This window comes from Paenibacillus solani, from assembly GCF_050475945.1.
Classification (GTDB): domain Bacteria; phylum Bacillota; class Bacilli; order Paenibacillales; family Paenibacillaceae; genus Paenibacillus_AQ; species Paenibacillus_AQ solani_A.
Window position 1 is genome coordinate 125,089 of sequence record NZ_JBCMXJ010000017.1, and the last position, 25,198, is coordinate 150,286.

Annotated in this window: 22 protein-coding genes; 3 read left to right on the forward strand and 19 right to left on the reverse strand. The window is 49.0% G+C overall.

What is annotated here, in order from left to right; translation table 11 throughout:
* Positions 1-154: 154 nt before the first annotated feature.
* From ABEQ74_RS22500 to ABEQ74_RS22515, 4 genes are all read right to left on the reverse strand, one after another.
* The gene (locus ABEQ74_RS22500; protein ID WP_430124391.1) at positions 155-2,143 is read right to left on the reverse strand and encodes a methyl-accepting chemotaxis protein; all 1,989 of its coding nucleotides are present in this window, start codon (positions 2,141-2,143) and stop codon (positions 155-157) included.
* Between the two features lie 6 nt (positions 2,144-2,149).
* A complete protein-coding gene (locus tag ABEQ74_RS22505) occupies positions 2,150-2,272 on the reverse strand; it encodes a hypothetical protein (RefSeq protein ID WP_430124392.1) in 123 nt (40 codons plus the stop codon).
* A 206-nt stretch (positions 2,273-2,478) separates the two neighbouring features.
* Positions 2,479-3,144, reverse strand: a complete 666-nt coding sequence (locus ABEQ74_RS22510; protein ID WP_430124393.1) for a response regulator — start codon at positions 3,142-3,144, stop codon at positions 2,479-2,481.
* Between the two features lie 55 nt (positions 3,145-3,199).
* A complete protein-coding gene (locus ABEQ74_RS22515; RefSeq protein ID WP_430124394.1) occupies positions 3,200-5,629 on the reverse strand; it encodes a PAS domain S-box protein in 2,430 nt (809 codons plus the stop codon).
* Positions 5,630-5,930: 301 nt separating this feature from the next.
* Between ABEQ74_RS22515 and ABEQ74_RS22520 the strand changes: the two genes are divergently transcribed.
* Complete coding sequence (locus tag ABEQ74_RS22520) at positions 5,931-7,190, forward strand: ATP-binding protein (protein ID WP_430124617.1); 1,260 nt, start codon at positions 5,931-5,933, stop codon at positions 7,188-7,190.
* Positions 7,191-7,275: 85 nt separating this feature from the next.
* Here the strand turns inward: ABEQ74_RS22520 and ABEQ74_RS22525 are convergent, their stop codons facing one another.
* Entirely contained in the window at positions 7,276-8,574 is a 1,299-nt protein-coding gene (locus ABEQ74_RS22525) for an alpha-glucosidase/alpha-galactosidase (RefSeq protein ID WP_430124396.1), read from the reverse strand.
* A gap of 191 nt (positions 8,575-8,765) precedes the next feature.
* On the opposite strand from ABEQ74_RS22525, the gene ABEQ74_RS22530 reads away from it, so the two are divergent.
* Positions 8,766-9,641 (forward strand): AraC family transcriptional regulator, encoded by an 876-nt coding sequence (locus ABEQ74_RS22530; RefSeq protein WP_430124398.1) that lies wholly within the window; start codon positions 8,766-8,768, stop codon positions 9,639-9,641.
* Positions 9,642-9,681: 40 nt separating this feature from the next.
* Here the strand turns inward: ABEQ74_RS22530 and thiO are convergent, their stop codons facing one another.
* The 14 genes from thiO to ABEQ74_RS22600 all read right to left on the reverse strand — a co-directional run bounded on the left by thiO (position 9,682) and on the right by ABEQ74_RS22600 (position 23,539).
* A complete protein-coding gene (gene thiO / locus ABEQ74_RS22535; protein ID WP_430124399.1) occupies positions 9,682-10,800 on the reverse strand; it encodes a glycine oxidase ThiO in 1,119 nt (372 codons plus the stop codon).
* Between the two features lie 30 nt (positions 10,801-10,830).
* Entirely contained in the window at positions 10,831-11,613 is a 783-nt protein-coding gene (locus ABEQ74_RS22540) for a thiazole synthase (RefSeq protein ID WP_430124400.1), read from the reverse strand.
* 4 nt (positions 11,614-11,617) lie between these two features.
* Positions 11,618-11,818, reverse strand: a complete 201-nt coding sequence (thiS, locus tag ABEQ74_RS22545; RefSeq protein WP_430124402.1) for a sulfur carrier protein ThiS — start codon at positions 11,816-11,818, stop codon at positions 11,618-11,620.
* 4 nt (positions 11,819-11,822) lie between these two features.
* Positions 11,823-12,461: a thiamine phosphate synthase gene (gene thiE / locus ABEQ74_RS22550; RefSeq protein WP_430124403.1), complete on the reverse strand. Its 639-nt coding sequence runs from the start codon at positions 12,459-12,461 to the stop codon at positions 11,823-11,825.
* Between the two features lie 22 nt (positions 12,462-12,483).
* Positions 12,484-13,494 (reverse strand): ThiF family adenylyltransferase, encoded by a 1,011-nt coding sequence (locus ABEQ74_RS22555; protein WP_430124404.1) that lies wholly within the window; start codon positions 13,492-13,494, stop codon positions 12,484-12,486.
* 201 nt (positions 13,495-13,695) lie between these two features.
* Positions 13,696-14,928 carry a peptidase T gene (pepT, locus tag ABEQ74_RS22560; RefSeq protein WP_430124405.1) on the reverse strand — a complete coding sequence of 411 codons (1,233 nt, stop codon included), beginning with the start codon at positions 14,926-14,928 and terminating at the stop codon, positions 13,696-13,698.
* A 144-nt stretch (positions 14,929-15,072) separates the two neighbouring features.
* Positions 15,073-15,909: a MetQ/NlpA family ABC transporter substrate-binding protein gene (locus ABEQ74_RS22565; protein ID WP_430124406.1), complete on the reverse strand. Its 837-nt coding sequence runs from the start codon at positions 15,907-15,909 to the stop codon at positions 15,073-15,075.
* 52 nt (positions 15,910-15,961) lie between these two features.
* A complete protein-coding gene (locus tag ABEQ74_RS22570) occupies positions 15,962-16,669 on the reverse strand; it encodes a methionine ABC transporter permease (RefSeq protein WP_430124407.1) in 708 nt (235 codons plus the stop codon).
* Complete coding sequence (locus ABEQ74_RS22575; RefSeq protein WP_430124409.1) at positions 16,653-17,414, reverse strand: methionine ABC transporter ATP-binding protein; 762 nt, start codon at positions 17,412-17,414, stop codon at positions 16,653-16,655. The genes ABEQ74_RS22570 and ABEQ74_RS22575 overlap by 17 nt, the downstream gene beginning before the upstream one ends.
* A 153-nt stretch (positions 17,415-17,567) precedes the next feature.
* On the reverse strand, positions 17,568-19,538 hold the full coding sequence (locus tag ABEQ74_RS22580; RefSeq protein ID WP_430124410.1) for a tetratricopeptide repeat protein: 1,971 nt from the start codon (positions 19,536-19,538) through the stop codon (positions 17,568-17,570).
* A 202-nt stretch (positions 19,539-19,740) separates the two neighbouring features.
* Positions 19,741-20,727: an ABC transporter ATP-binding protein gene (locus ABEQ74_RS22585; protein ID WP_430124411.1), complete on the reverse strand. Its 987-nt coding sequence runs from the start codon at positions 20,725-20,727 to the stop codon at positions 19,741-19,743.
* Positions 20,728-20,743: 16 nt separating this feature from the next.
* Positions 20,744-21,544: an ABC transporter permease gene (locus tag ABEQ74_RS22590; RefSeq protein WP_430124412.1), complete on the reverse strand. Its 801-nt coding sequence runs from the start codon at positions 21,542-21,544 to the stop codon at positions 20,744-20,746.
* Positions 21,541-22,317 (reverse strand): ABC transporter permease, encoded by a 777-nt coding sequence (locus ABEQ74_RS22595; protein ID WP_430124413.1) that lies wholly within the window; start codon positions 22,315-22,317, stop codon positions 21,541-21,543. Before ABEQ74_RS22595 ends, ABEQ74_RS22590 begins: the two co-directional genes overlap by 4 nt.
* A gap of 310 nt (positions 22,318-22,627) precedes the next feature.
* Entirely contained in the window at positions 22,628-23,539 is a 912-nt protein-coding gene (locus ABEQ74_RS22600) for a LysR family transcriptional regulator (RefSeq protein WP_430124414.1), read from the reverse strand.
* Between the two features lie 85 nt (positions 23,540-23,624).
* Between ABEQ74_RS22600 and ABEQ74_RS22605 the strand changes: the two genes are divergently transcribed.
* The gene (locus tag ABEQ74_RS22605; protein ID WP_430124415.1) at positions 23,625-25,049 is read left to right on the forward strand and encodes an MFS transporter; all 1,425 of its coding nucleotides are present in this window, start codon (positions 23,625-23,627) and stop codon (positions 25,047-25,049) included.
* Positions 25,050-25,198 lie beyond the last annotated feature (149 nt).

Sequence of the window (25,198 nt, forward strand, 5' to 3'; positions counted from 1 at the left end):
AATTGCATTGTACCCATTTTGCCTATACTATGTACCGGTCTTTAAGCCAGGTTTGTCCGTCTATGTTATATCTATATGTCTTGAAAGTGCATGCATACATACAAAAAAAAGAGCCTGGCCCTTAGGCCAAGCTCTTGATTTAAAAGTCAATACGCTACGAGATTTTGAAAGCCGACACGGTATGATTCAACTCTTCTGCGAGTTCAGCAAGGGATTGAGCCGTTGCTGCCGTTTCCTCGCTGGTTGCTGCCGTTTCCTGTGTTGATGATGAGATGGTTTCAATTGCTGTAGCCACCTCAGCGGCCTGTGCCGCCTGTTCCTCACTTGCGGCGGCGATATCCATGACTTTGCCAGCTGACTCATTTACCATGCTGGTGATGTGGGCAAAGGCTTCACCGGCCTTTTCGGTCTGGATGACCCCATTATGTACTGCCTCCACACTATCAGCCGTATTCTTCTGCATACCCAAAATGATTTCGCCGATTTCCTTCGTTGCTCCTCCGCTTCGTTCCGCTAATTTGCGTACTTCATCGGCTACAACGGCGAAGCCCCTGCCTGAATCGCCGGCACGTGCAGCTTCAATCGTGGCATTAAGAGCAAGCAGATTCGTCTGTTTGGCTATATCGTCGATGACTTCAATAATCTTGCCAATACGCTGGGAGTCTGCTTCGAGTTTGCCAACATGATCCCTCACCCGGTTCATGCCTTCAACCGACTTCTGGACGATCCCCCTGCCTTCCGCAGCTATTCCAGACGTCTGGTTAACAAGTTCGGATGCGGCCGAAGCATCGCTTGCCACAGAAGTGATAGCGTTTGACCATTCATGAAACAACTCACTGACCGTTTGCACTGACTCCGCCTGATTGCTGCTTCCGACAGCCAGCTCCTCTGCTCCTGCCGATAGCTGCTGAGAAGCAGCTGCTACCGAGGTTGCGTTCATGTTCACTCTGCCGATCATTTCTTTCATACTGCCTAGCAATTGAGCGAACACCCGGGACAATGTGCCAATCTCATCAGCTCTGCGAAGATAAGCTGGGGGTACCTCCTTCGTAAAATCGCCTTTCGACATGAATTCACCGATTGAAATAGAGACTTTCAGCGGTTTCACGATGGATCTTGTCAACAAGATCACTACAATAGCCATAAGGATTAAGGTACTTATACCAGCAATAATGATGGAGCGGATCAATGCATCCGAGTTCGCCGTAATCTCGTGCATAGGGATAATTATGGCGGCAGACCACGGTGTCTCGGTCAAGCCTGTCTGTATCGGCATATACAGCTTGTACAGATTAGCATCTTCCTCCGTATAGACCTTCCCTTCCCGAATAGCATCGAGAATAAGAGGGACCGTCTCGCTCGGATATGCTTTCTCCAGGGTCATTCCCATCAGGCCTTCTTCCGGAGTCGTAACAATTACGCCGGTATTGGAATAAATATGCGCGAATCCCGTATCAAACAATCGGAATTGCTCCATGATGCTCTGCAGATGAGCCAGGGTAATATCCACACCCACTACGCCAACCGTCTTCCCATTGTCGATAATCGGTACGATGAGTGATGTCATCATGACCTCTTCGCTACCTACTTGAAATACATACGGATCCATAATAACTTCTTTGCCGCTGTTCTTAACAAGAAGATAGAAATCACCTTCTCCTTCCTCTTCGTAATCCTCGATTACGGACCGTTCCAGCCCCGCTTCTGTCCTTGCCCAGTAGGACATCATCCTGCCCGTCTGATCACTGCCCAGCTTGTTTCTATATTCATTATCACGCCCGTCAAAAGCATCCGGCTCCCATAATGTCCAGATCCCTTTCCAGGACGGATTGTTTTCCAGATTTCTCTTTAACATTTCGCTAACAGCCGCCCGATCCGCTGCGTCACTCTCTTTCATTCCTACAAAGCTAACAGCCAATGTACGTGCAGAATTCATGACATCATCGAGTTCTGCCTGAACCAGCGCACCGATTTTCTCGCTCGTTGCCGCAGCCAGCGTCTTGGCCGAACTCAGAGCTTCATTTTTAGAATTCATGCTGAGATAAGTCATCATGCTAGCTAGGAATATCGTAATAGACCCCAATATAATAAGAAGCATACGAGTCTGGAGTTTCATTGCAAACAGAGATTTCCATCGTTTCATTATGTGTTAACCTCGCTTCTTCCGACTGATAAATTCATTCCATTCTTCTTCAAGCTGCGCTATAATCTCCTCAATCTCCTCTAGTATCAGGAGATCATCAACGTTACCATCCGCTAGGTCTATCCTCATACACCAAGCATCCACCTTTCATACTTTCTGACTATATCTATTCTGTATCCTAAGCATATACACTTACATACTGTTCGTAACCGAAAACATTTTGCGTTAGCGCGCAATAATTTTGCGGGCCTGTTTGCGGTTATTGTCGAATCATTGGAAATTAAGATAAGCTCTTGAAAGATGATCTACTTCATGAATCAAATACAGGGCAGAAACTAGCTCGTTTGGACAAAATCCATATCCGACAAAATACCCATCTGCTTTGCTTTTAATGCAGCCTCAATGCGCGACTTTACACTCAGCTTTTGAAACAAATTGGTTAGACAGTATTCCAGCGAACGCTGACTCATAATCACGGTCCCAGCAATCTCTTTATTGCTCTTTCCTCTCGCGATCTCCTTCAAAATACTATATTCTTTATCCGTTATGGATTGGGATAATGCTGTCCCGGTTGTCCGTTCCGAGCCACTTGAGGTAACCCGGCGCAGCTGCTTCACTAATGTCAGAGGAAGAACAACCTCTCCGCGAAGTGCGCACCGAACAGCTGTCACCAACTGCTCTTTGCCTGATGTTTTTGAGACAAAACCAGCCAGACCGGTTTCCAGGATCAAGTTAAAGTGATTACTGACTTCAAACCCTGTATAAATCAGCATCACCGCATCAGGTTTTATTTCGAGAATTTTCCCGGCCAAGTCAATTCCGTTCATCCCAGGCATGTGCATATCAATCAGCATCACGTCAAAATGAATGCTCCTCACCAGCTCCAGTGCCCGTTCCGGCGTATTGGCAAGCTTTACAAACATATCCTTTTCCTGCTCAAGCAGTACCTTGGTTCCCTCCATCACTGAGGGATGGTCATCTACCAACAAAATTTCAATCATCCTCTTCCCTGGCCCCTTCCATCAGGTGTCTTGTTTACATAAGACCAATACACGCTTACTTCGCCGTTATGGATATATAAACGGCCAACCCCCCATTATCCGTGGAGTCGAACTGGATTTTACCGTTCATGCCTCTCACCCGCTCTCTCATGCCGCAAATCCCCATGTTGTTGAACGGATCAGGCTTCTGGCTTAAGTCAATGCCAACCCCGTTGTCTTCATAATTCAGATTTACCACATCCGAATGGGTCGACAAGGTCAGCTTCACCTCGGTCGCATTAGAATGTTTGGTTGCATTCGCCAGCAATTCTTGCACAATTCGGTACAGTCCAATCAAATGGTCATCACTGATGTCATCATCGAAAGTGGAGCAGTCAAATTGTATAGAATAATTGGTTCGCAGCTGCGTAAATTCAAACAATGCCTCAAGTGAACGTTCCAATCCCTCCTCCTTCAACAGGGGAGGTCGCAACTCATTGCACGTTATTCGTATCTGATATATGACATCCAAAAGCCCCTGTTCGATTTCCTCCAACTGCACACGCAAATGTCCCGGCAACTCGCGATCCGAGGCAATCAGATTCAATTTTCTGTACCAAATAATTTGCTCCTGAAGCGCAGCATCATGGAGGTCCTGGGACAGTCGCTTACGTTCATTCTCAGACAAATGCAGCATCAGTCTTAGGAGCCATACTGGCATAATCTGCTGCGACGAATCCAGATTCTCCAATTCTCTCGTCAGATCCTCGATGACGCGGAAATTATCATACAAGACGCTTGCGTAACGGGATATAGTCTCCAACCATATCCTTTTGGCGTCGATCATGAGCAAAGGGACTTCCCCGCCAAGACAGACGATGCTGCTATCTCCGTTCATGTCTCCGATCTTGATAAAATATCCATCTGAGGACTCAAACAATCTACAAAGCGGGATATGCTCGGGACCGTGCTTACAGATTGTATGAAGCACTTCCTCCGGCAGCTCTTTATTACCGGCTTGTACCTTGATATGTAAGTTGTGTTGGTTAATCAGGATAAGACTTACCCGATTCGTGCTCAGCACCTTGCTGATCTCCTGCACGATACGAGCATTCAATTCGCTGATTTTTACCATCCCAAAAAGGTCAGAAGAGAATCGGTCCAAGCTCATCTGCAGTCTGAAATACCGATCCTCGCTTTCCCGGACAAGCTGTTCGGCTGCATTCCGCTCCCGTTCGGCCTGCTTCTGTTCCGTCACATCACGGATAATGGTAAGTGCCGTATTATGGCCTGTATAAGCGATCGGTGTCGTAATGGCCTCTATATCAATAATCGTTCCATCCAGCCGTACCAGTTTGTTTCCGGAGAGTTTCGAAGTAGTTCCGCTTTCGTACACATATTCAACCTCTGAAACTACAAACTCGACCTGGTCCGAAGGGATAAAGTCCTGGAGCGAAGTATTCGCTAATTGAGCAATATCATCGATGCCCAATAAGGAATAACCTGCTGGGTTCGCATAAACACAAGAAAAATCCGAGTGCAGCAGCATCGCTACAGGAGCGATATCCAGGATATGACGGTTGATGCGGTCGCTCTCCATAAGAGCCCGTTCCGCTGATTTCCGTGCGGTAATATCCTCGAAAAAGATTTCAAATGCATCGGATTCTGCCTCATACAGGGCTGTTGCCACAACGTCCACCCGCTCTCCGTCAACCCGCCTTAAGGATAATTCCTCGGGAACAACTTGCCCTGCACGAATAAGCTTGGTAAATCGCTGGCAAGCCCACTCCTCATACGGATCGAGCACCCAATCCCAAGGATTTGTGCCGAGGATATTCTCTGATCCGGCCGCGCCGAGGATACGGAGCCCCGCCGGATTTACATACATAAGCTTCCGGTCTTTGCAAACCGCGATGGCAATGGGAGAGGACTCGACCAGCCTGCGATACCGATTCATGCTATCCTGGAGCGCCCGTTCCATCTTTTTGCATTCGTTAATATCGTACAGCGCTTCTTCCATCCGAAAACGGGCAGTGATATCAACGACAATGCCGTCTATTCGAATAATTTGCCCCAATTCATCCATTGTCGGAATCATCTTTACCTGAACCCAGCGAACGTCGCCGGCCGCATGGATGATCCGATTCTCCGCATGAACGCTCTCTCCTTGCTGAAGCTGCTCTACTAACGATCTATACAGTGTCATATCCTCTGGATGGATTATTGTTTTCCAGGATAGGCCATTTTCAAATTCGTCCTGGGAATATCCCGTAATTTTATGAAATCCCAATGACATATTCTGGATCCCCTTTGTGCCGCAATCGTAGGACCAGATGCCAATATCCATCATAAGCAGCATATCATCCAGCATCCGGAATCTATGCTTAGCCAAGTGCAGGGCTTGATGGCTTAACCTCCGTTGATGAGCGCTCCTGTACATGAATATTAAGAAAATATGTATAATGACAACCAATACCAAGATGACCCCCAAGTAATAGCTACACATTATGTTTGATGTTCTCCTTATGGTGTATGTTCGCTATCAAGTCATGCGCTATTGGCGCATATCGAATGCCAGCTGCGGAAGCAATCCAATGCTGCCATATCATTTATCGGCAGATTCTTCATAAATGCGAAGATTAAGCACTTAGAAAGTTTAAACAATGTAGTTAATTGTCGTAATTTGTAGAAACAATAAATATTTTTAAATTTCCAATCCAGTTTCAAGGATTTTTTAAATTGACGTCGAACTTGACAGGGGATGATTATCAAGCGAACGATTCGATTCCTGCAAAGGGGTGGGCCAACTGCCTGTAGTTAAAGATGTCTTGCTGCAGCTCTTGTTTTCGTTGATGCCTTTTGTCGCGTACAACATCTATTACGGAAAACTGACAACCAACTATTCCCGCAGTTTCATTATGGTCATTTGTTCGCTGTGCCTGCTGCTGTCCATGACTTTTGCTTCGTCTGTTGAAAGCGGGCTGATCTTTGACGTGAGGTATGTCATTATATTCTTCGGCATGCTGTTCGGAGGAGTCGAAACAGGTGCGATTCTGCTCGTGGAATTTTTAATCTACAGGCTGTACATTGGCGGATCCGGCATGGTCGACGCCATTATGATCTTGGTCTTCACGTTTCCATTGTCCGTTCTATTGTCATTAATGTACCAACGGAGTAAACACAAGGTTTGGATCGTTTTCATAGCCGGAATCAGCTTCTCGTTCATTCCGCTGATCATAATCTACCTAACAAAGCCAGACTACATCATGGAGTACTTTCTTTTTAATATATTAGCTATTCCTGTTACTAACTCGCTTGGTATTTGGCTGCTTGTTACCCTGTTCAATAAGTCCGTATCCGACAAAGAGCTCTACCTGCGGTATACCCAGAATGAAAAAGCTGAGGCCGTGAATCATGTCGCTGCCTCGCTTGCCCACGAGGTCCGCAATCCGCTGACCACTGTGCTGGGGTTCCTGCAATTGATCAAAAGCGGCACATTTTCCCAGGAGAAGACCGAACGTTTTTTGGATATTAGCATGGATGAAATACGCCGCACTGAACAGATATTGTCCGAGTATCTCGCAATCAGCAAACCACACTTGCCTTTTCAACAGAGAATCGAGCTTACGACCGAGACCAAATCTGTCGTCGAGCTCATGACTTCCTATGCCAATATGAGCAATGTCACCCTCAGCGCGGATTACCCCGAGTCACCTGTCTACATTTCAGGCAGTCCGGCTGAGCTCAAGCAGCTGCTGGTCAATTTTATCAAGAATGCAATTGAGGCATGCAAAGACGTAGACAACGGCATGGTCAACATTACCGTCCATGAAGAAACGGATCAGGTGACCGTTGAAATCAAGGACAACGGGGTCGGTATGACCCCTGAGCAGTTAAGCCGTCTCGGTTCGATCTACTACTCCACCAAAATGAACGGCACCGGACTTGGCCTTACGTTCTCTTACCAAGCCATTCAAGCCATGAACGGCAGTGTTTCTGTACGAAGTTCGCCAAGATCGGGAACCGTGTTTCTCATCACGCTCCCGCATGCTGATCAGCACTTATAGATGCTTGCCATATCAATTAACGAACAAGAGAGACGCCCTGTGTCACACAGAACGTCTCTCTTTCATTTATGTTTATAATTGATTTTCAGTGATATTTAGGAAGCCAGTCCCCGTGTGCTTCGATCAGGTCGTCGCACATGTTCTTAATATCATCGATGGACAACTCTGCAGCGGTATGCGGGTCTAACATAGCTGCATGATAGATATGCTCCTTCTTGCCGGTCGCCGCAGCTTCCAGGGTCAGCAGTTGGGTATTGATATTGGTGCGGTTGAGGGCAGCACATTGCGGAGGTAGATCACCAACATACGTCGGTGTTACGCCGCTGGCATCGACCAGGCACGGAACCTCAACGCAAGCTTCCTTAGGAAGGTTCGTAATCAGCCCGGTATTCATTACATTACCCCCAATTTTGAACGGCACATCGTTCTCGATCGCTTCTAAAATATAGGATGCATACTCATGAGAGCGGTGGTGTGTGAGATCCTGATTGTTTACCAAATCTTCGCGCATCGCCTTCCATCCCTCGATTTGGTTCACGCAGCGCCGTGGATATTCGTCCAGCGGAATGTTGAAGCGTTCGATCAGCTCCGGATAATTACGCTTGATAAAGTACGGATGGTATTCAGCATTATGCTCTGACGATTCAGTAATATAGTAACCGAAGTTCAACATCATCTCCAGACGTACCATATCATGGTGTTTCTCCTTCTGCTTCTCTGCCGCGCGTTTCTTGATTTCCGGATACAGGTCTACGCCATCCCTTGTCACTTCAAGGAGCCAGGCCATATGGTTGATGCCGGCAATCTTGGCCTGTACACCCTCTTTATCCATCCCGAGATTATCGAACAGATGAGGAATGCAAGCTTGTACGCTATGGCACAGACCCACGGTCTCTATACCACCCAGTGTAATCATGGCATTCGTCAGCACCGCCATCGGGTTCGTATAGTTCAGGAACAACGCATTCGGACAAACCTCCCGCATATCGGCCGCGAAATCCAGCATGACCGGGATCGTGCGCAGATTCCGAAATATCCCGCCGATTCCCACGGTATCCGCTATCGTTTGTCTAAGTCCATATTTCTTCGGTATATCAAAGTCCGTAATCGTGCAGGGATCATATCCTCCAACCTGAATGGCATTGATGACATATTTCGCTCCCCGCAGCGCTTCCTTGCGGTCACTGTATGATGTAATGATACAGGTGCTGCCGCTGGTTTTCTTTATATTGTTCAGCATGTTCTCCGAGTCTTTGAGACGGATGGGATCAATATCAAACAACGCCAGCTCAAATCCTTGCAAAGCCGGCGTCTGCATACAATCACCCAGTACGTTCTTGGCAAATACGGTACTGCCTGCTCCGATAAATGTAATTTTAGACATGAATAAATACCCTCCTTAAACTCCATCAATTCATCCGTTATTACAAGACTTACTATATGATAATCGGATTTTTTTTAATATGGAGCAAACGAAGTGCAATATGGACATTTGTTGTTTCATTGAGTAAGCTATCATTAATTCATCATTCATTCATTGAACCATATCGCGAAGGTTTTAGGAGGATCTATTATATGTCCCTTTTACCGGACCATACACTCTATAGAATCAGCGTAAATCCTTCCCCGGGCGGCCATGATCTGAACATCCTGTTCAGCGGTGAAGGGACTCCCGTGCCACGGCACAAAATTGGGCCGCTGATCCATGATTACTGCCTCATACATACAGTGTTGACAGGCCGAGGCGTATTTGAGTGCGCAGGCACGGTACATCACTGCAAACCAGGCGATACTTTCATCATCCTTCCCGGTGTCCTATTCAGCTATGAAGCCGATGACAAGAACCCCTGGCATTACAATTGGGTAGCATTGCAGGAAAAAGGCACACATATGCTGCTGGCCGACATGGGTGTCACCCCGGCAAAGCCGATTATTCATTGCCCTGATGAAGGTGAGCTCCGTACCCTGTCCGACATGTATCTCCATCTGCGTCAGGGATTTAACCAGTCGGATCATCCTTGGCTTGAGGATCTCCAGGCATCCGGATGGCTGCGACTGCTGCTTCATAAGCTGGCGATGTTAAATCGCGAGCATCTTCCACCGAACACCCAGGATGTGCCGGATATTGAGCGGGGCGTGAGGCAGACCGAGCGCTGGATATCAACCCAGTATCACCAACAGCTGTCGATCGATCAAATGGCCAAGACGCTTGGCTATCATCGGGCTCATCTGTCCAAAATGTTCAAACAGCATACGGGCTTGTCCCCCATGCAATACCTCATGAAGGTACGTATTGAGAAGGCCAAATCACTGATGAAATCTTCCTTCTCTATCCACGAGATTGCCTCATCCGTCGGTTTTAATGATGCACTTTATTTCTCCAAGCAGTTCCGCAAGTGGACGGGCATGACCCCGAGCGAATTTAAAAACAGTCTGGAGAAGAGGGAGTAAACGAGTTAAATCAGGATTTGTAATCGATCATCATCTACATTTATACATTTGCAAATCGTGATGGGGAGAACATCCCGCGTACTTCGGAAGGGACACTGCGATTCTCGATGAAATCCGCTATAAGCTTAGCTGTCACCGGACTAAGCAGAATCCCGTTACGATAATGCCCTGCAGCCATCAAGATCCGCTCTGCACCTTCCAAGGGACCAATCAGCGGATAACCGTCCTGGGTGGCAGGTCGAAGCCCTGCCCAACTGTGAAACGGCAGTTGGCCTCCCAGGAACGGGAACACTTTTTTGTTCCAGTTTCTAAGCCGCTCAATTCCCCTTTCCGTGACCGAGGTATCGTATCCGGCAACATCCTCGGAAGCACCGCACACAATCGTGCCATTCGCTTTTGCGACCAAATAACCTTGGTTAAAAAAGACCATATGATTCACACGCGGCTGCATTTCCGCATAGGCGCAAATCTGGCCTCTGATTGGATAAACCGGAAACGAGAAGCCTAGCTGATCCGTCAGTTCCCCCGCCCATGCCCCCGTGCTTGCGACTAACCGATCTCCGTAATAGACCGTTCCGTCCGCAACGGAAACTGCGACATGCCGATCCCACTCAACGAGCTCTGCACTCCCAATCTCTTCTTCAATATAGACTCCGGATATTCGGCAGGCCTGCTCCAGCGCTCTGATGAAGTCGGGAGCGTAGATATGGCTTTCCTCCGGCGTATACAATGCGGCAAGAACGTCACGCGACAATGTCGGCTCCATACGGAACAGCTCCGCTCCACTTACAATTTCTCCAGTTGACCCATACTGTCGTTGCCATAACTGTTGCCCCTCGAGGGACAGCAGATCAGCGGCATGATAGGCAATGTACAAACTGCCCGTATTCGCATATTCGAAATGCACGCCGGATCTGGTTCTGATCTGTTCCTGCCACTCCGGATACAGAAGTAAACTATTTTGACATAACTTAAAAAATGCGTCCGGTCCTTCTATATTTTCTGAGAATGGCGCAAGCATGCCTGCTGCCGCTCCGGAGGCTTGTCCACCACAGCGCCGCGCCTCCAATACAGTAACATCAAAGCCCCGCGTTCGAAGCTCGTATGCGCAGGATAATCCGACAATTCCGCCGCCCATAATAATAATGTTCTGACTCATCTCAACCTCAGTTCTCTTCGAATTAAAACTTTACTTTAGTATAAATTCGTCAAAGCCGCTGCTTGCGGAAGCATATCGCTTCCTGGCGATCCTGCCGGCCAAGTAAGACTGTCTTCCAGCTTGAATAGCCAATTTCATCGCTGATGCCATCATGACGGGATCCTTCGCTTTAGCTACAGGTGTATTCATTAACACGCCACTGACACCCAGTTCCATCGCTTGAGCCACGTCACTCGCTGAACCAAGACCGGCATCGACGATAATCGGTACGTTGGCCTCCTCAACAATAAGCCCCAGATTATAGGCATTCAGGATGCCAAGACCGGTACCGATCGGAGCCGCACCGGGCATAACCGCCGCAGCCCCCACTTCCTCAAGCCGCTTGCAGATCACCGGATCATCCGATATGTAAGGAAGGACGGTGAAACCTTCTTTGACCAAAATTTCCGTTGCTTTGAGTGTTTCGATCGGGTCTGGCATGAGCGTACGTTCGTTGGCACTGATTTCCACCTTAACCCAGTCGCTAAGTCCGGATGCGCGCGCCAAACGCGCAATTCGCACGGCTTCGTCAGCCGTGCTTGCCCCGGATGTATTAGGCAAATATATATGCTTGCCTTCTTCTAAATGCTGCAGAATGGAATCGTCCGCCGAAGACTCCAAATTAATTCGCCGAATGGCAAACGTCAGCACTTCGGCTTCCGAGGCCTTAATGGCCTCCATCTGCACGTAGGGATTTGGAAACAGACCCGTGCCAATAAAAAAACGGGAGTGCAGCTCATGTTCACCAATACGTAATAAATCCAACTTCCTCATGCCCTTAGCCTCCTCCAACGAAATGAACAAGTTCAATTGACATATTAGAGACTACCGGGGTATCGCCCCACTGCTCCGCAGTCAGCACCCTACCATCAGCTTCGGCAACGATTGGTTTGCCCATTAAACCAAACTGCTCAATGACATCCAGAATCGTGCTCACATCGTGAAGCTCATGCTCCACGCCATTAATTCTAAGCAGCATCGTCCTACCCCTTCCTCTTCCCTTCTCTTGCCTCCAGTTTTGAAATGAACGTTTCGCAGGTTCCTTTTACGTTATCGCTGCCAACAATTTCACTAACTGCACAAATACGCGTCGCTCCAGCCATCAGCACCCGATCCACATTGTGCAGCTTAATGCCACCAATAGCCACAAAAGGAATTTTGATCACATCAGCCACTTCTCTCACATACGCTTCCGTCACCGGATCGACCACATCCTCCTTGGTGGCCGTCCGATATACAGGGCCGACGCCAATGTAATCTGCACCCTGCGACTCTGCCAGCAGCGCTTCTTCCATGGCATGTGTGGAAATACCGATGATTTTGGAACCGACGATTTTGCGAGCTTCCGTAAGCGGCATATCTCCCTGACCCAGATGAATCCCGTCGGCATCTGCTTCCAGCGCGATATCTACGTAATCATTGACGATAAAAGTGACACCATACTTTGAGGTCAGCTTGCGGAGCGCTTTAGCTTTGGCAAGCACTTCCGTTTTCGGATTTTTTTTATCACGGAGCTGAACGATATCCACACCACCGAGAATCGCCTGCTCCATCACGTCCAGCATATCCCGTCCGGGATGAAACTGTTCTCCGGTTATGGCATACAATCGAAAATCTTTCAATGCCTTCCCCTCCCATTTCATCTCAAGTTCCCACATACCGGTCATACAGTGTTCTAGCCCTGGAGAAATCATCCGTTCCTTGCACCAGCACACGTCCGTCAGCGAACAACACAAGCCGCTCCCCGCCGGGCATCTCCGCGCGCAGTAAATACGGATTAGCCTTCACTTTCAATAAGGCTCCGTCCAGTCTGCCTTGCCATAAACTCAGATCAAGCGGGCCGTTGCCGGCAAATTGCACCGAATCTCTTCCGCACATCGTGAGCATATCTTCTTCATGGCCTTGAAGCGCAGGGTAAAGCTGAAGCTGGCAGCAGGGACAATTGCGATCAGGCTCACCGAACTTCATCTCATAATAGCGGTTTTGCCACAAATCGAATGTCACCAGACTGTTTTTACGGCTCGAGTTGTCACCCGCTAACAGTTTGAGTGCTTCAACCGCTTCATAGGAAGCCGCGATATCAACAACCGGAGCGATAACGCCAATCATATCGCATGTCTCTCCGGCCGTATCCGCAGATTGGATAAAACAGCGGAGACAGGGGGTGACGCCAGGTACAAAAACCGCGCTCATTCCCCGTGAACCAACTGCTCCCCCGTATATAAAAGGGATTCCACTTCGGAAGCAGGCGTCATTTAGCAAAAAACGTGTCCGAAAATTGTCCGTTCCGTCCAATACAAGATCCATCCCTTCCATCAATGCCTCGATATTGGCCCCCGTTACGTCGGAGACAATGGCCTCAATGGCAATGGAAGAGTTGATTTTCCGTAATTTTATCTCGGCTGCAACCACTTTCGGATAAACGTTCTTCGCGTCCTCCTCGTCGTATAACAGCTGCCGCTGCAAGTTGCTCATCTCCACAAAGTCACGATCAACGATTCTGACTCGCCCTACACCTGCCCGCACCATATGATTGGCAAGCACCGTTCCCAATGCTCCCATTCCGACAATCAATACAGCGCTGTTCATAATTCTCCGCTGCCCCTCTTCTCCTATCGGCTCAAACAACATCTGCCTGGAGTAACGCTCCTGCATCGTTCTTCACCTCCCACTATGGCCCAGCTTATCCACTAAGAGGCCCATTGTATTAGCCCGATCCTTAAGTGTTGATTATTGCTTGTTATCCGCAACATTAGGCTAGAGATTGAGAACTCAATCTCTAGCCTACAATGAGTGTTAAACCCATAGAACGGGGGGCCCTTGTGATCCTAAACAAGAGCATTCCCCGGTTTATCATTAAGCTTGTGCCTCATACAGCTGGACGATCTCGATAATCGTTTGAACAGCCAGCACCATATTGTCGGCAGACACATATTCGTATCGCCCATGGTAGTTCTCCCCGCCTGTGAAAATATTAGGTGTCGGCAGGCCCATATAAGACAATTGTGAACCATCGGTGCCGCCGCGGATCGGTTCGATGATCGGCTTGATTCCAAGCTTCTCCATTGCTGTCTGCGCGATATCAACTACTTGTTTAACCGGTTCGATTTTCTCCCGCATATTGTAATATTGATCCTTCATCTGGAGGATGATCCGCTCCGATCCGTACTTATGCTGAAGCTCTTCCACAATAGCAGAAAGCTTCGCCTTTCTTCCTTCAAATCGCTCACGGTCATGGTCACGGATAATGTAACGGAGTTCAGTTAACTCCACATCGCCTTCGATGGAGGAGAGATGATAGAAGCCCTCATACCCTTCGGTATGTTCAGGCGCTTCTTCCGCAGGCAGCATGCTGTTCAACTCCATGGCGATTTTCGCTGCGTTCACCATTTTCCCTTTTGCCGTACCTGGATGAACATTCTTGCCTTTGCAAGTCACGAGTGCGGCTGCTGCATTAAAGCTCTCATATTGAAGTTCTCCTAATGGACCGCCATCCATCGTATATGCATATTTAGCTCCAAAGGCCTCTACATCGAATTTATGCGGACCTCTCCCAATCTCCTCATCCGGCGTAAAGGCCACGCGGATCTTACCGTGCTTCAGCTCCGGATGCCGGATCAGATAATCCATCGCTGTCATAATCTCCGCAATCCCCGCTTTATCATCAGCTCCGAGCAAGGTTGTGCCATCCGTTGTTACGAGTGTATGCCCCTTATAGCCAAGCAGCTCCGGGAAATCCTGTGGAGACAGTACCACATTCTGTGCTCTATTCAGCATGATGTCCTGGCCATCATATTGTTCAATAATCTGCGGCTTGACCCCGGCCCCTGTAAAATCGGTGGCTGTATCAATATGCGCCAAAAAACCGATCGTTGGTATGGGCTTATCCGAATTAGCCGGCAGTGTGGCCATCACATATCCATTCTCATCCATGGTTACGTCCTGCATGCCGATTTCCTTCAGCTCGTCCACCAGCAGCTGCCCCAGCGTCAACTGGCCGGGCGTTGAAGGGCAGGTTTGGCTGTTCTCGTCTGACTGCGTATCCACTTGTGCATAGGTGATGAGCCTGTCGATAACTTCTTTTTTCATAAATTCTCAACTCCAATACGTAGGGGTATGTAGGAAACATCGCTCAAAATCCAACAAGAGTATACCATATAGGGCGCATTCAAAAAAATCACCGCTCTCTCAGCAATAAGAGTGAACGGTGATTGACTGAAATAAGACTCTACCTTATTCGAAAGCTGGAAGCGCGATCTCCGAATAGTTCTCTTCAAAGAACTTTTTCACTTCAGGGCTGGTCATTGCCTTTGCAAGCTTCTGAATCGGCTCGGAATCGACATTATCTTTGCGGGCTACCAGCGTAATGGTGAAATCCGAATCGTTGCCTTCGGTTACAAGAGCATCCTTCTTTGGTGTAAGTCCCAAAGGTTTCGCATATGCCGGCGTCATGGCGACCATATCCACGTCGTCGAGCGTACGGGCCAGCATCAACAGATCCACCTCGGTGAACTTGTATTGGTGCGGGTTCTCCACGATGTCGGCTTGCGTTGCCTTAATGCCGACGCCTTCCTTCAGCTTGATCAGACCGTTCTTCTCAAACATCACCAGGGATCGGCCGATGTTGGAAGGATCGTTAGGAATCGCTATCGTTGCGCCATCCGGTAGCTCTTCAACCGTTTTGTATTTCTTGGAATAAGCACCAAAAACGGCGTTATAGATCGGCGTGACCGGAACCAGCTCTGACCCGTTATTCGCATTGTACTCTTCCATGTACGGCACATGCTGGAAGAAATTCGCATCTACCTCTTTATGAGCGAGCGCATTGTTCGGCTGCACGTTATCGGACAGAATCTGAATATCCAGGTTGATGCCTTCTTCCTTCAGCATCGGCTTCACCAGTTCAAGCACATCAGTCATCGGGGGAATAAGTGTTGCGACTTTTAATGTGACTTCTTCCTTTGTTTGAGGCGATGTGCTTTCTGTGGCTTCGTCTTTAGTTGCCTGCTGTCCGCAACCCGCGAGCACCAGCAAGAGGGTCAGCATAAGCAGTGTGAATTTTTTATTCATTGTAGGTTTCCTCCAGGTAAAATAATCTGTATAAATACGTTCAAAAACATAATTAAACCTTTCTCTTATCCAGCAGTCTGGATGCCAGACTGCCGCCGTACTGAATCGACTGTACCAGAATGATCATAATAATGACCGTAAACGTCATAATCTCTTCCTCAAAACGCTGGTACCCGTAGCGGATCGCAAAATCGCCTACGCCGCCCCCGCCTACAATCCCCATGACTGTGGAGTACGAGATAAAGCTGATTGTTGAGGTGGTCAGTCCGAGCATTAGGCCCGACCTAGCCTCCACATACAGAAATTTGAATATCATCTGAATCGTGGATGCCCCCATGGAAGTGGCAGCCTCCATCACTTCCTTCGGCACCTCGAGTAGGGATTGCTCCACCAGCCTGGAGTAGTAGGCCACCGCAACGACGGATAAAGGCACCGCAGCAGCCAGTGTCCCGAGAGACGTGCCCACGATCCACCTTGTGACCGGAATCATAATCACAACAAGCAGCAGAAACGGGAATGACCGTATGATGTTAACAAGAACATTCAGAATGGAGAACAATAGGCGATTCTCGTACTGTTGGCCTTTTCGGCACAGAAATAGCACTGTTCCGACCGGAAGACCCAGTATTATAGCGGCAGTTATCGAAATGCCCACCATAATGAACGTCTCGCCAATCGCCCGCCATATCTCATGCTGATACTGGAGGACATGGGCAAAATAATCGTTCACATAATGAATAATATCATTTATGATACCCATATCCCCCCCTTTCTCCCGCACCGTCCGTTGGTGTTCCAGACATCGGAGCAGCCTCTCCATCTCCTGGGTGATTACGATACGTGCGGACCAAACGCCCATGATCGATCACAGACACATAGTCGCAAATCCCGTTAACCACGTTCATTTCATGGGAAACGATGACGATGGTAACCCTCAGCGTCCGGTTAATATGTCTTAACACATCCAAGATATCCGCCGTTGTCTGCGGATCCAGGGACGAGGTTGGCTCATCGCACAACAAGACAGTCGGCGAATTAGCCAAAGCTCTAGCAATGGCTACCCGCTGCTTCTGCCCGCCGCTCAGCTGAGCGGGATATGACTTTGCTTTATCCTCCAGTCCGACAAAACGCAGAACCTGCTGGACACGATTTGCACGTTCGGCCTTCGGTACCTTTGCCAGCTCAAGCGGCATGGACACATTGCCCCAAACCGTCCGGTTGCTTACCAGCTGGAATAGTTGAAAAATCATGCCGATCGATCTTCTTGTCTCCCGAAGCTCCCTGCCGCCAAGTGAGGTCAGCTCCTGGCCGTTCACGATGACTTTGCCGGAGTCGGGTCTCTCCAGCAGGTTCATCATGCGCAGCAGCGTCGATTTGCCGGCGCCGCTCATGCCGATGATCCCGTGTATGCTGCCCTCCTTAATATCAAGAGAAACATCGTCTATCGCCTGGTAACGGTCCGTGCCGCTGCCAAAGCATTTACTGACCTCTTGCAGCGAGATCATCATAATCCCCTCCTTGCACATGAAGAAAGCCCGCTTGGCTATACAGCCTGCGAGCATGTTATGCTGCAACAACTATTGAATCATACCACAAATTTAGACAAATTGTGACACGACTTCTTCAATGATATCGATTCTTCGACTTATCCGTGGCACTCAAGACAAATAAAGCTGGTGTCCATACATGGCTGTTAAACGTTCAACTGCCTTATCCAAAAGACCTTCCTCAAAGCCATCCAAGCCTTCAATCGCTTGGATTTTATCTGTTGGCGACATCTCTTTCTGCAGATGCAAGCTCCAGTTTACAATCGCCTGTATGGCATCCTCATGCTCGAACTGACTGTAATAAATATGCGCTTTATACAGATAGCTGTCGGCATGATCGGGAACCAGCTTCAGCACCTCGTCAAATGCAACCAATGCCGCATCTTCGTCCTGATCTTTGTAATAAATTTGCCCCAATCTGAAGTAAGCACCTGGATGTCCCGGCGAAAGCTCCAGCACTTGCAACGTATCTTCCTTCGCGCGAATATAATCCCCCATCGAATAATATATTCCACTTCGGAGGCTGTACAGATTCCCCTGTACCGGGTTCAAGCTGAGCCCTTGAGCGCAGTCCGCCAACCCCCGCTCAAGCTGGCCGGTCTCCACAAAGCAAACAGCACGGAACTCATAAAATCTCGGATTCGACGGATGCGCATGAATAGCCTGGGAATAGGCATCGATAGCAAGATCCCACATGCCCATCTCCTTATATATATGACCGCTGGCTGCCAGATACGTCGGATGTTCGGAGAAAGACTCCTCCTGCTTGGCCGCCTCTTGCAGCTCGAGCAGCGCTTCCTCGTTACGTCCTTGCAAATAGAGTACATAACTCAGCTTGTTGCGGATTTCAGTCCCATCCTGAAGAGCGACTGCCTCCTTCAAAGCTTGCTCAGCAGAGGGCAGATCGTTCATCTCCATGAAAATATCAGCACGCTGTACATAATTAGGTGCGTCATCATTTTCCAGCTTAAGCAGCTTGTCATTGATCGCCAAAGCCTCATCCTGGCGACCCAGCCGGTAGTAGCAATCGGCCATCCAATAGCAGGCGAGCGGAGATTCGGGTTGTCTTTCATACAGCTTCGAGATCAGCTCGTATGCCGGCTCTTCCCTTCCTTCCTCGCGATAGATCCGAGCCAAATCAAAATATGCGCGATAATCGTCAGGCGCCGCCTCGATCGCCCTCTCTAAATCAGATTTAGCTGATGGTTTGTTTCCGGAACGGTTGAAAACCTCTGCTCTCTTTAAATAAAGCTCATATGCATCTGGATACCGCTCAATGGCCTCCGACAGATAACGCTCGGCCTGTCCCATGTCCCCAAGCTGCATGTACAGGTCTGCCATAGGCTTTCGAAAAGAATATGCCTCCCGCACTTGCCGCTGAAACGTCTGAAAGGCCCCATAGCTATAATTGGTGCTGCTTGCAAACAGCGCGTAACCGCCATCCGCCTCCGCCTCATACCGATCGACCAGCTGGATTCCTTCCTGCAAAACGCCTATAGCTTCCTGCACTTGATCCATCAGATCAAGCGATACGGACAGCATGTAGTAATACATGGGAATGGCACGCTCAGGCTTTTGGATGCTTAAACGAAAATAGTGGGCAGCCTCCGAAGGGTTACCGCTCTCATAATAGGTCATGCCCAGTTCATAGTAAGTCGATATAACTGAGCTGTCATCCTCTCTTTTAATGCTTTCCTTCAGATCCCTTACCGCTTCGTCATACTGATTCAAATCCTTGTAGGCAATTCCCCGGGTATACCAATTCAGATAATTATCGGCATTCAAACGAATCGCTTCATTTAAATCTTCAATTGCTTCAAGCTCCCGGTTCAATTCTCGCAGAATATGTGCTCGGCGCTCATAAGCACGGTGACTGCCGCTCGTATCAATCACCTGCCCCAAATAAGCTACTGCTTCCTCTGAATGACCGCTGTTGTGCAGCAGCTCCGCATAGAGCAGCTTATCATTGAAACGGGTAATGGCATTTTCACCTTTCCTCATATATTTAAGGGCTTGCTCAAAATCCCGCTTCTTCCTGTAATGATTACCGATACGGAACCAGATCCGCTTCATCAACTTCATGGTGGCTCATCCTTTATATGTAGATGTTATTCTAGGGCTCGTATGATCAGAGCAGAGGAATCTTCCCTCTCATCTCTATATTATACTTCCTCTATCTCCATTTGTACCCAAATGAAAGAGGAACCTGGCAGGCTCCTCTTTAGATGTATACCCTATTATATTGTATGATGATGGCAATCATGTCCACTCCTGTGCATAAAATCTAGTATACCTTATGAATCACATCTTCAAAATCGGGATCCTCCATATCGATATCATCCAGCTCGCCCCAGCGGCCCAGCTCTTTAAAAATATCAAGCGTGTTCATCTCGCGGCGGTTGACTTCAATCGTGACCGTATTGTCCAGAGAGCTTGTCACCCGGATCGGGACAGCAGGATTCCCTTCCCTCTGGAATTGCTCAGGTACTGCAAAAGGACCGCGAAACGTCACGGTAATGACCGTAGGCAGCCCGATCGTATCACGCAAGGAATTGACCGTGCCATCATAGGAGAGCTCACCGTTATTGATGACCATCACCCGATTGCACAGCTGCTCGATATCGTCCATGTCATGGGTCGTAAGCAGAATGGTCTTGCCGAATTGTTCATTGATCAGCTTGAGAAAATGGCGGATGTTCCGCTTGGCGTTCACGTCCAGCCCGATCGTCGGTTCATCCAGGAACAGCACATCCGGATCATGCAGCATCGCGGCCGCGAGGTCGGCGCGCATGCGCTGCCCGAGCGACAGCTTGCGTACAGGCGTTTCCCAGAACGCCTGTAGATCGAGAAGTTCGGCAAACTGTCCGAGCCTCCGCTCCCTGTCCGCCCCATCCACGCTGTACATTTTGGCCAAAATATCATAAGAATCCTTCACCGGCAGGTCCCACCACAGCTGACTGCGCTGACCGAATACCACACCCAGGTTGTTCACAACGCTGCGCCGCTCCTTGTGCGGATTCATGCCTCTGATCAACACGTGACCCGAGGTCGGGTGGAGAATGCCAGTTAGCATTTTGATCGTGGTGGATTTACCGGCCCCGTTCGGACCGATATATCCGACAAATTCACCCTGTTCCACTTGAAAGCTGATTCCCTTCACGGCTTCCTTCGTCCGGTATTCTCTCGTAAACAGGGTTCGCAGCCCAGAGAAGCGCCCCTCCTTCACAACCGGCGTTTTGAATTCCTTGCGTATGTTATGGACTTCAATCATTGACGCGTTCCTCCTTTTAACTCCCTGTACTTTGATACTTCGTCAACCCAAACTGCCAGAACTTCAGACTTAGGTAGAGGCATAATAGAGCGGCTCCAGCCAATGCAGGCAGCACCCAGGCTCCGAGCTCACCCCGCAGTATGTATAGCGAAGGAATATAATTGACCAAACCGACCGGAACCACAATCAAGAGAATCGACGACATCCATTTTGGATAAATGGTAAGCGGATATTGGGCTGCCGTCCGAGCCGCATCTTCCGTAAGGTTCTGAAGCTCGGTGATCCGGGTCGTCCAGAAACCGAAGGTTGCGGTCGCAAGACCGATGGAGAACAGAATGACGGCGCCCGTGACAATAATATACAGCGATTGTGGCACCGCACTCCATCCCACTTGCCCTGCTGCCATCATGCCATGCAGCGACCACCAGAGCAGAAAACCTCCCTGCAGGACTTCACCCAGCATAATCCGGAATTTCTGCGGCATGAGCGCCAGCAGCACCGGCATGGGACGAGTCAGCAGTTGGTCAAGCTCCCCATTGATCAGGTACCTCTCAAGATGATGGACTTCATCCGCAAACGTCCGATAGAGCGTCTTCGACAGCGTCATGACGGCAAATAAATACCCGATTTCATGCATGGACCAGCCCTGAATAGCTCCGAACTTGAAGAGGACGATGGCGACCATGAGAAACTCGGAAATTTGGATTAATGCGGCAAGAAATGATGCCAGGATGAAGTTGAATTTGTACTGCATGCGGCTTTTGATGCTCGTTCGAATGAGCAGAGTGTACAGAGATAGCCAGGATCTTGTGGTCATCCTCCTTGCACCTCCACTTTCCGCCTGAGGAAGCCGGTAGCCAGCAGGCAAGTCAGCGTCAGCAGGACGCACCATAAGAGTGTGCCCCACAGATAGGAGACATCATCGAAGCCCAGGTAGATTCGGGTCGGCACATAGAGCAAATACGGATAGGGCGACCACCAGGCAATCGTCTGCAGCCAGCCGGGAAGCCACTCAATCGGAATGAAGAAACCGGCTAGGAGATTGATCATCGCATGGTTGCCCCAATACAACCAGGACGATTCCGTTGTCCATAATGCCGATGCGCCAATGAGATAGTTAATACAAATCGATAAGTAGGCAGCACCTGCGAGCGCAATGGTAACGTAGAGAAAGGTGACTGCTTTTCCAGGCAGCTGCAGCGAGAAGGCAAAATAATACACCAGGTAGATCGGGATTGATTTGTAAACGAATTGGTAGGCGATTTGACCCCATTCCTTGGCCATCAAATGACTGAACAAATGAACGGGACGCATCAAATCCAGGGAAATATGGCCGGTTCTCACGGCTTGGGGGATGCCGAGGCCATTCGTGACGAAACTGGAAACCCAGAGCGCCGCTTGCGTGAAGGCGATATAACCGACCATTCCCTGCGTTCCGTAATCTCCGAGCGCGTAATCTGCGCCGAGACCGAGCCAGATACAGGCATACATGAAGCCGAACATCGCACTGGCGATATTGTGCACCATGTGGGCACCGCGGTATTGCAAATTGCGGGCATAGGCTTTGGAAGCCAATGTGAAATAAAGCATGAAGCACCTCCGATAAGCATTTTAGATGGCGGACCCATCCACTTCAGACAAGGCGAAAAATGAGAGAAGGACAATAGCATACCAGATCGTTCCATTTCAGGCAAGGGATTTTTTGCAAGGGAAATCAAGCGAAAGATCCGGCAAGCAAAAAAAGAAGCCTTCTCTCCTCAAGACGGTTGAGAACAACCATCGTGAGTATGCGAAGACTTCGTAGTCATTGTAGTCATGAAATATAATGGATAGAGCATTCTCTTCCTGCTTCGAACACAAATATCTATATCTTAGAACTTGGGAAACGTACTGAAACTAGTCAGATCACATCCCTATGCTTGATCGGCTCCTGTAACTGGCTGTAATACTCTACCAGGAAGGATTGGAACTCCGTTGCGGCCTTGGACAAATAACGCCGCTCCAACCAGGCTATAGTGAAGGTGCGGTAGCAGGAAGGATTCTCGATGCGCACCATTGCGTAGGGTGGCTTTTCGTCCCCTTTGCACCCAGGTACAAATGCGACTCCAAGTCCGGCGGATACGAGACTTACCACAGCTGCCGGTTCATCCACCTCACAAACGACATCACGGCTGATCCCCGCCGACCGGCAGAACTCCTCGTTCATTTTTCGAAACGGGTGGTCCGCTTTGTATTCAATGAACGCCTCTCCTGCAACCTCCTGAAGGGAAATGCTGGTCCGTCCCGCCAATCGATGATCGTGAGGCACTGCCAAGAATACCTCGGCATGGAGGACCGGAATCTCCTGAATATTGTCTTCTTCCAATGCCGCTGCAGTAAAGCACAAATCGACTTCTCCGTTTCCCAGCATCTGCACCATCTCCATCGTGGAGTCAGGTGGTATTTGTATGATGCGAAAATTGACGTCAGGATATCGTTCGCGAAAAGCGCCCAGGGCTTTGGATAGCCGGGGTAAAGCAGTTGTAGCTATGCGGATGCTCCCCCGCTCCATGCCTGCCAAATCGGACACTTCTCTCTTCCCTTCTTCAATGGCCGATAATGCCGTATCTACGCTTTTCAAAAAAGCCTTTCCGAATGAATTGAGCTTGATTGTCCGATTCTGCCGATCGAATAGTTGTACTCCCAAATCCTCCTCCAACCGGGCAATCGTCTTGCTGAGCGCAGGCTGAGCAATACGGAGTTCCTTAGCGGCTTTCGTCATGTGTTCCATTCGGGCCACCGTCTGAAAATAATGCAGCTGCAGCAATTCCACGGAATCTTCCTCCCTTATTGATAACCTTAAGTATATGAAATCATGTCATAATATATATTTTTATTTATTAACTATCAATTGTAGAATGAATCGTAATCAATGGGAAGGGGAAAATAACTTGAACGAACAACCGAAACAGCCACCATCAGCTGATAAGCTAATACGAATTCTGGCTTTTACAATGATTCTCTCATCGATGAGTGCAACGATGTTTAATATCGTACTTCCGGAAATCAGCAAGCAGTTCCAGCTATCCATTTCCCAGGTCAGCTGGGTATCCTCGATCTATATGCTGATATATGCCATAGGCTCTGTCATATACGGAAAATTAGCGGACACCTATAAACTCAAAAATCTGCTCACTTTCGGTTTGCTCCTCTTCTTTGTCGGTTCCATTGCAGGGTTATCGGCACAAGCCTACTGGATGGTTCTGCTGGGCAGGGTACTCCAGGCTGCAGGGGCAGCCGTTATTCCTGCAACTGCTATGATCATTCCCGTCCGTTACTTCCCTGTAGAGAACCGGGGTCGTGCGCTCGGTATAACCGCTACTGGCCTCGCCATCGGAAACGCGATTGGACCAGTGGTCTCGGCTTTGATTGTCAGCGTGTTCCACTGGAGATGGCTCTTCTGCATTCCGCTATTAATACTTGTCACCTTACCCCTGTACCGAAAATATCTAGGCAATGAACAAGGCCAAGGTGGACGAATCGATTGGCTTGGCGGCGGGCTTTTGGCAGGGACGGTTGCCCTGCTGCTCCTAGCGGTGATGCAGGGAGGATGGATATATGGCTTAGGCAGCTTGATCCTGTTCTTATTATTCCTCCTGCGCATTCGCTCAGCTAAAGAGCCTTTTGTTCAGCCCCGTTTATTTCGCAACAAAAGCTACACCATCGGTCTAGTTCTCGGCATGTTCATCATGAGCGTCGGCTACGCACTGCCATTTCTTACCCCGCAGCTGCTGTCGGATCTGAACGGTCTGGCACCGGGATGGATCGGATTTGTCATGGTACCGGGAGCCGTCGTCACGGCTATGCTGGGAAGAAGAGGCGGTGAGCTCGCAGATACCAGGGGAACCCGCTATTTATTCTATGCGGCTTCCACCCTGCTGCTGCTGTGCTTTGCCCTATTGTCTACTTTCGCTGGCGTTTCGCCGCTTCTAATTGCACTGTTTCTAATCTTCGGCAACGTGGGCCAAATGTTTATGCAAATATCGCTCTCCAAAACGATATCCTTGTCGCTGCCCAAGGAGCAAACTGGTGTCGGCATGGGACTGTTCTCCCTGCTTAACTTTCTGTCTGGCGCAATCGCCACTGGGGTATACGGCAAAGCCGTCGATCTTGGCGCTGAAAGTTCCTGGAATCCACTGAACCCATTCCAGGGCGCTTCCACTTACAGCAACATCTATACCGTCCTGATTGCCTTGCAAGCTGGAGTTCTTCTGCTGTTCATGCTGCAATTTGGCAAAGCCGAGCAGCGTAAGCTGCAGATTCAAACAACGGGTTCTAAATGAAATGGTAACAGGAATACGATTTGCGTAAAGGCTTATTCGCCTGCACATTATCTCATGGCATGGAGCACGCAGAAAACCACCGGAGCAACAATCGGCTTCTTCAAAGCCTCTCCGGTGGTTTTACTTTTTATATATTTCAATGAGTCGTA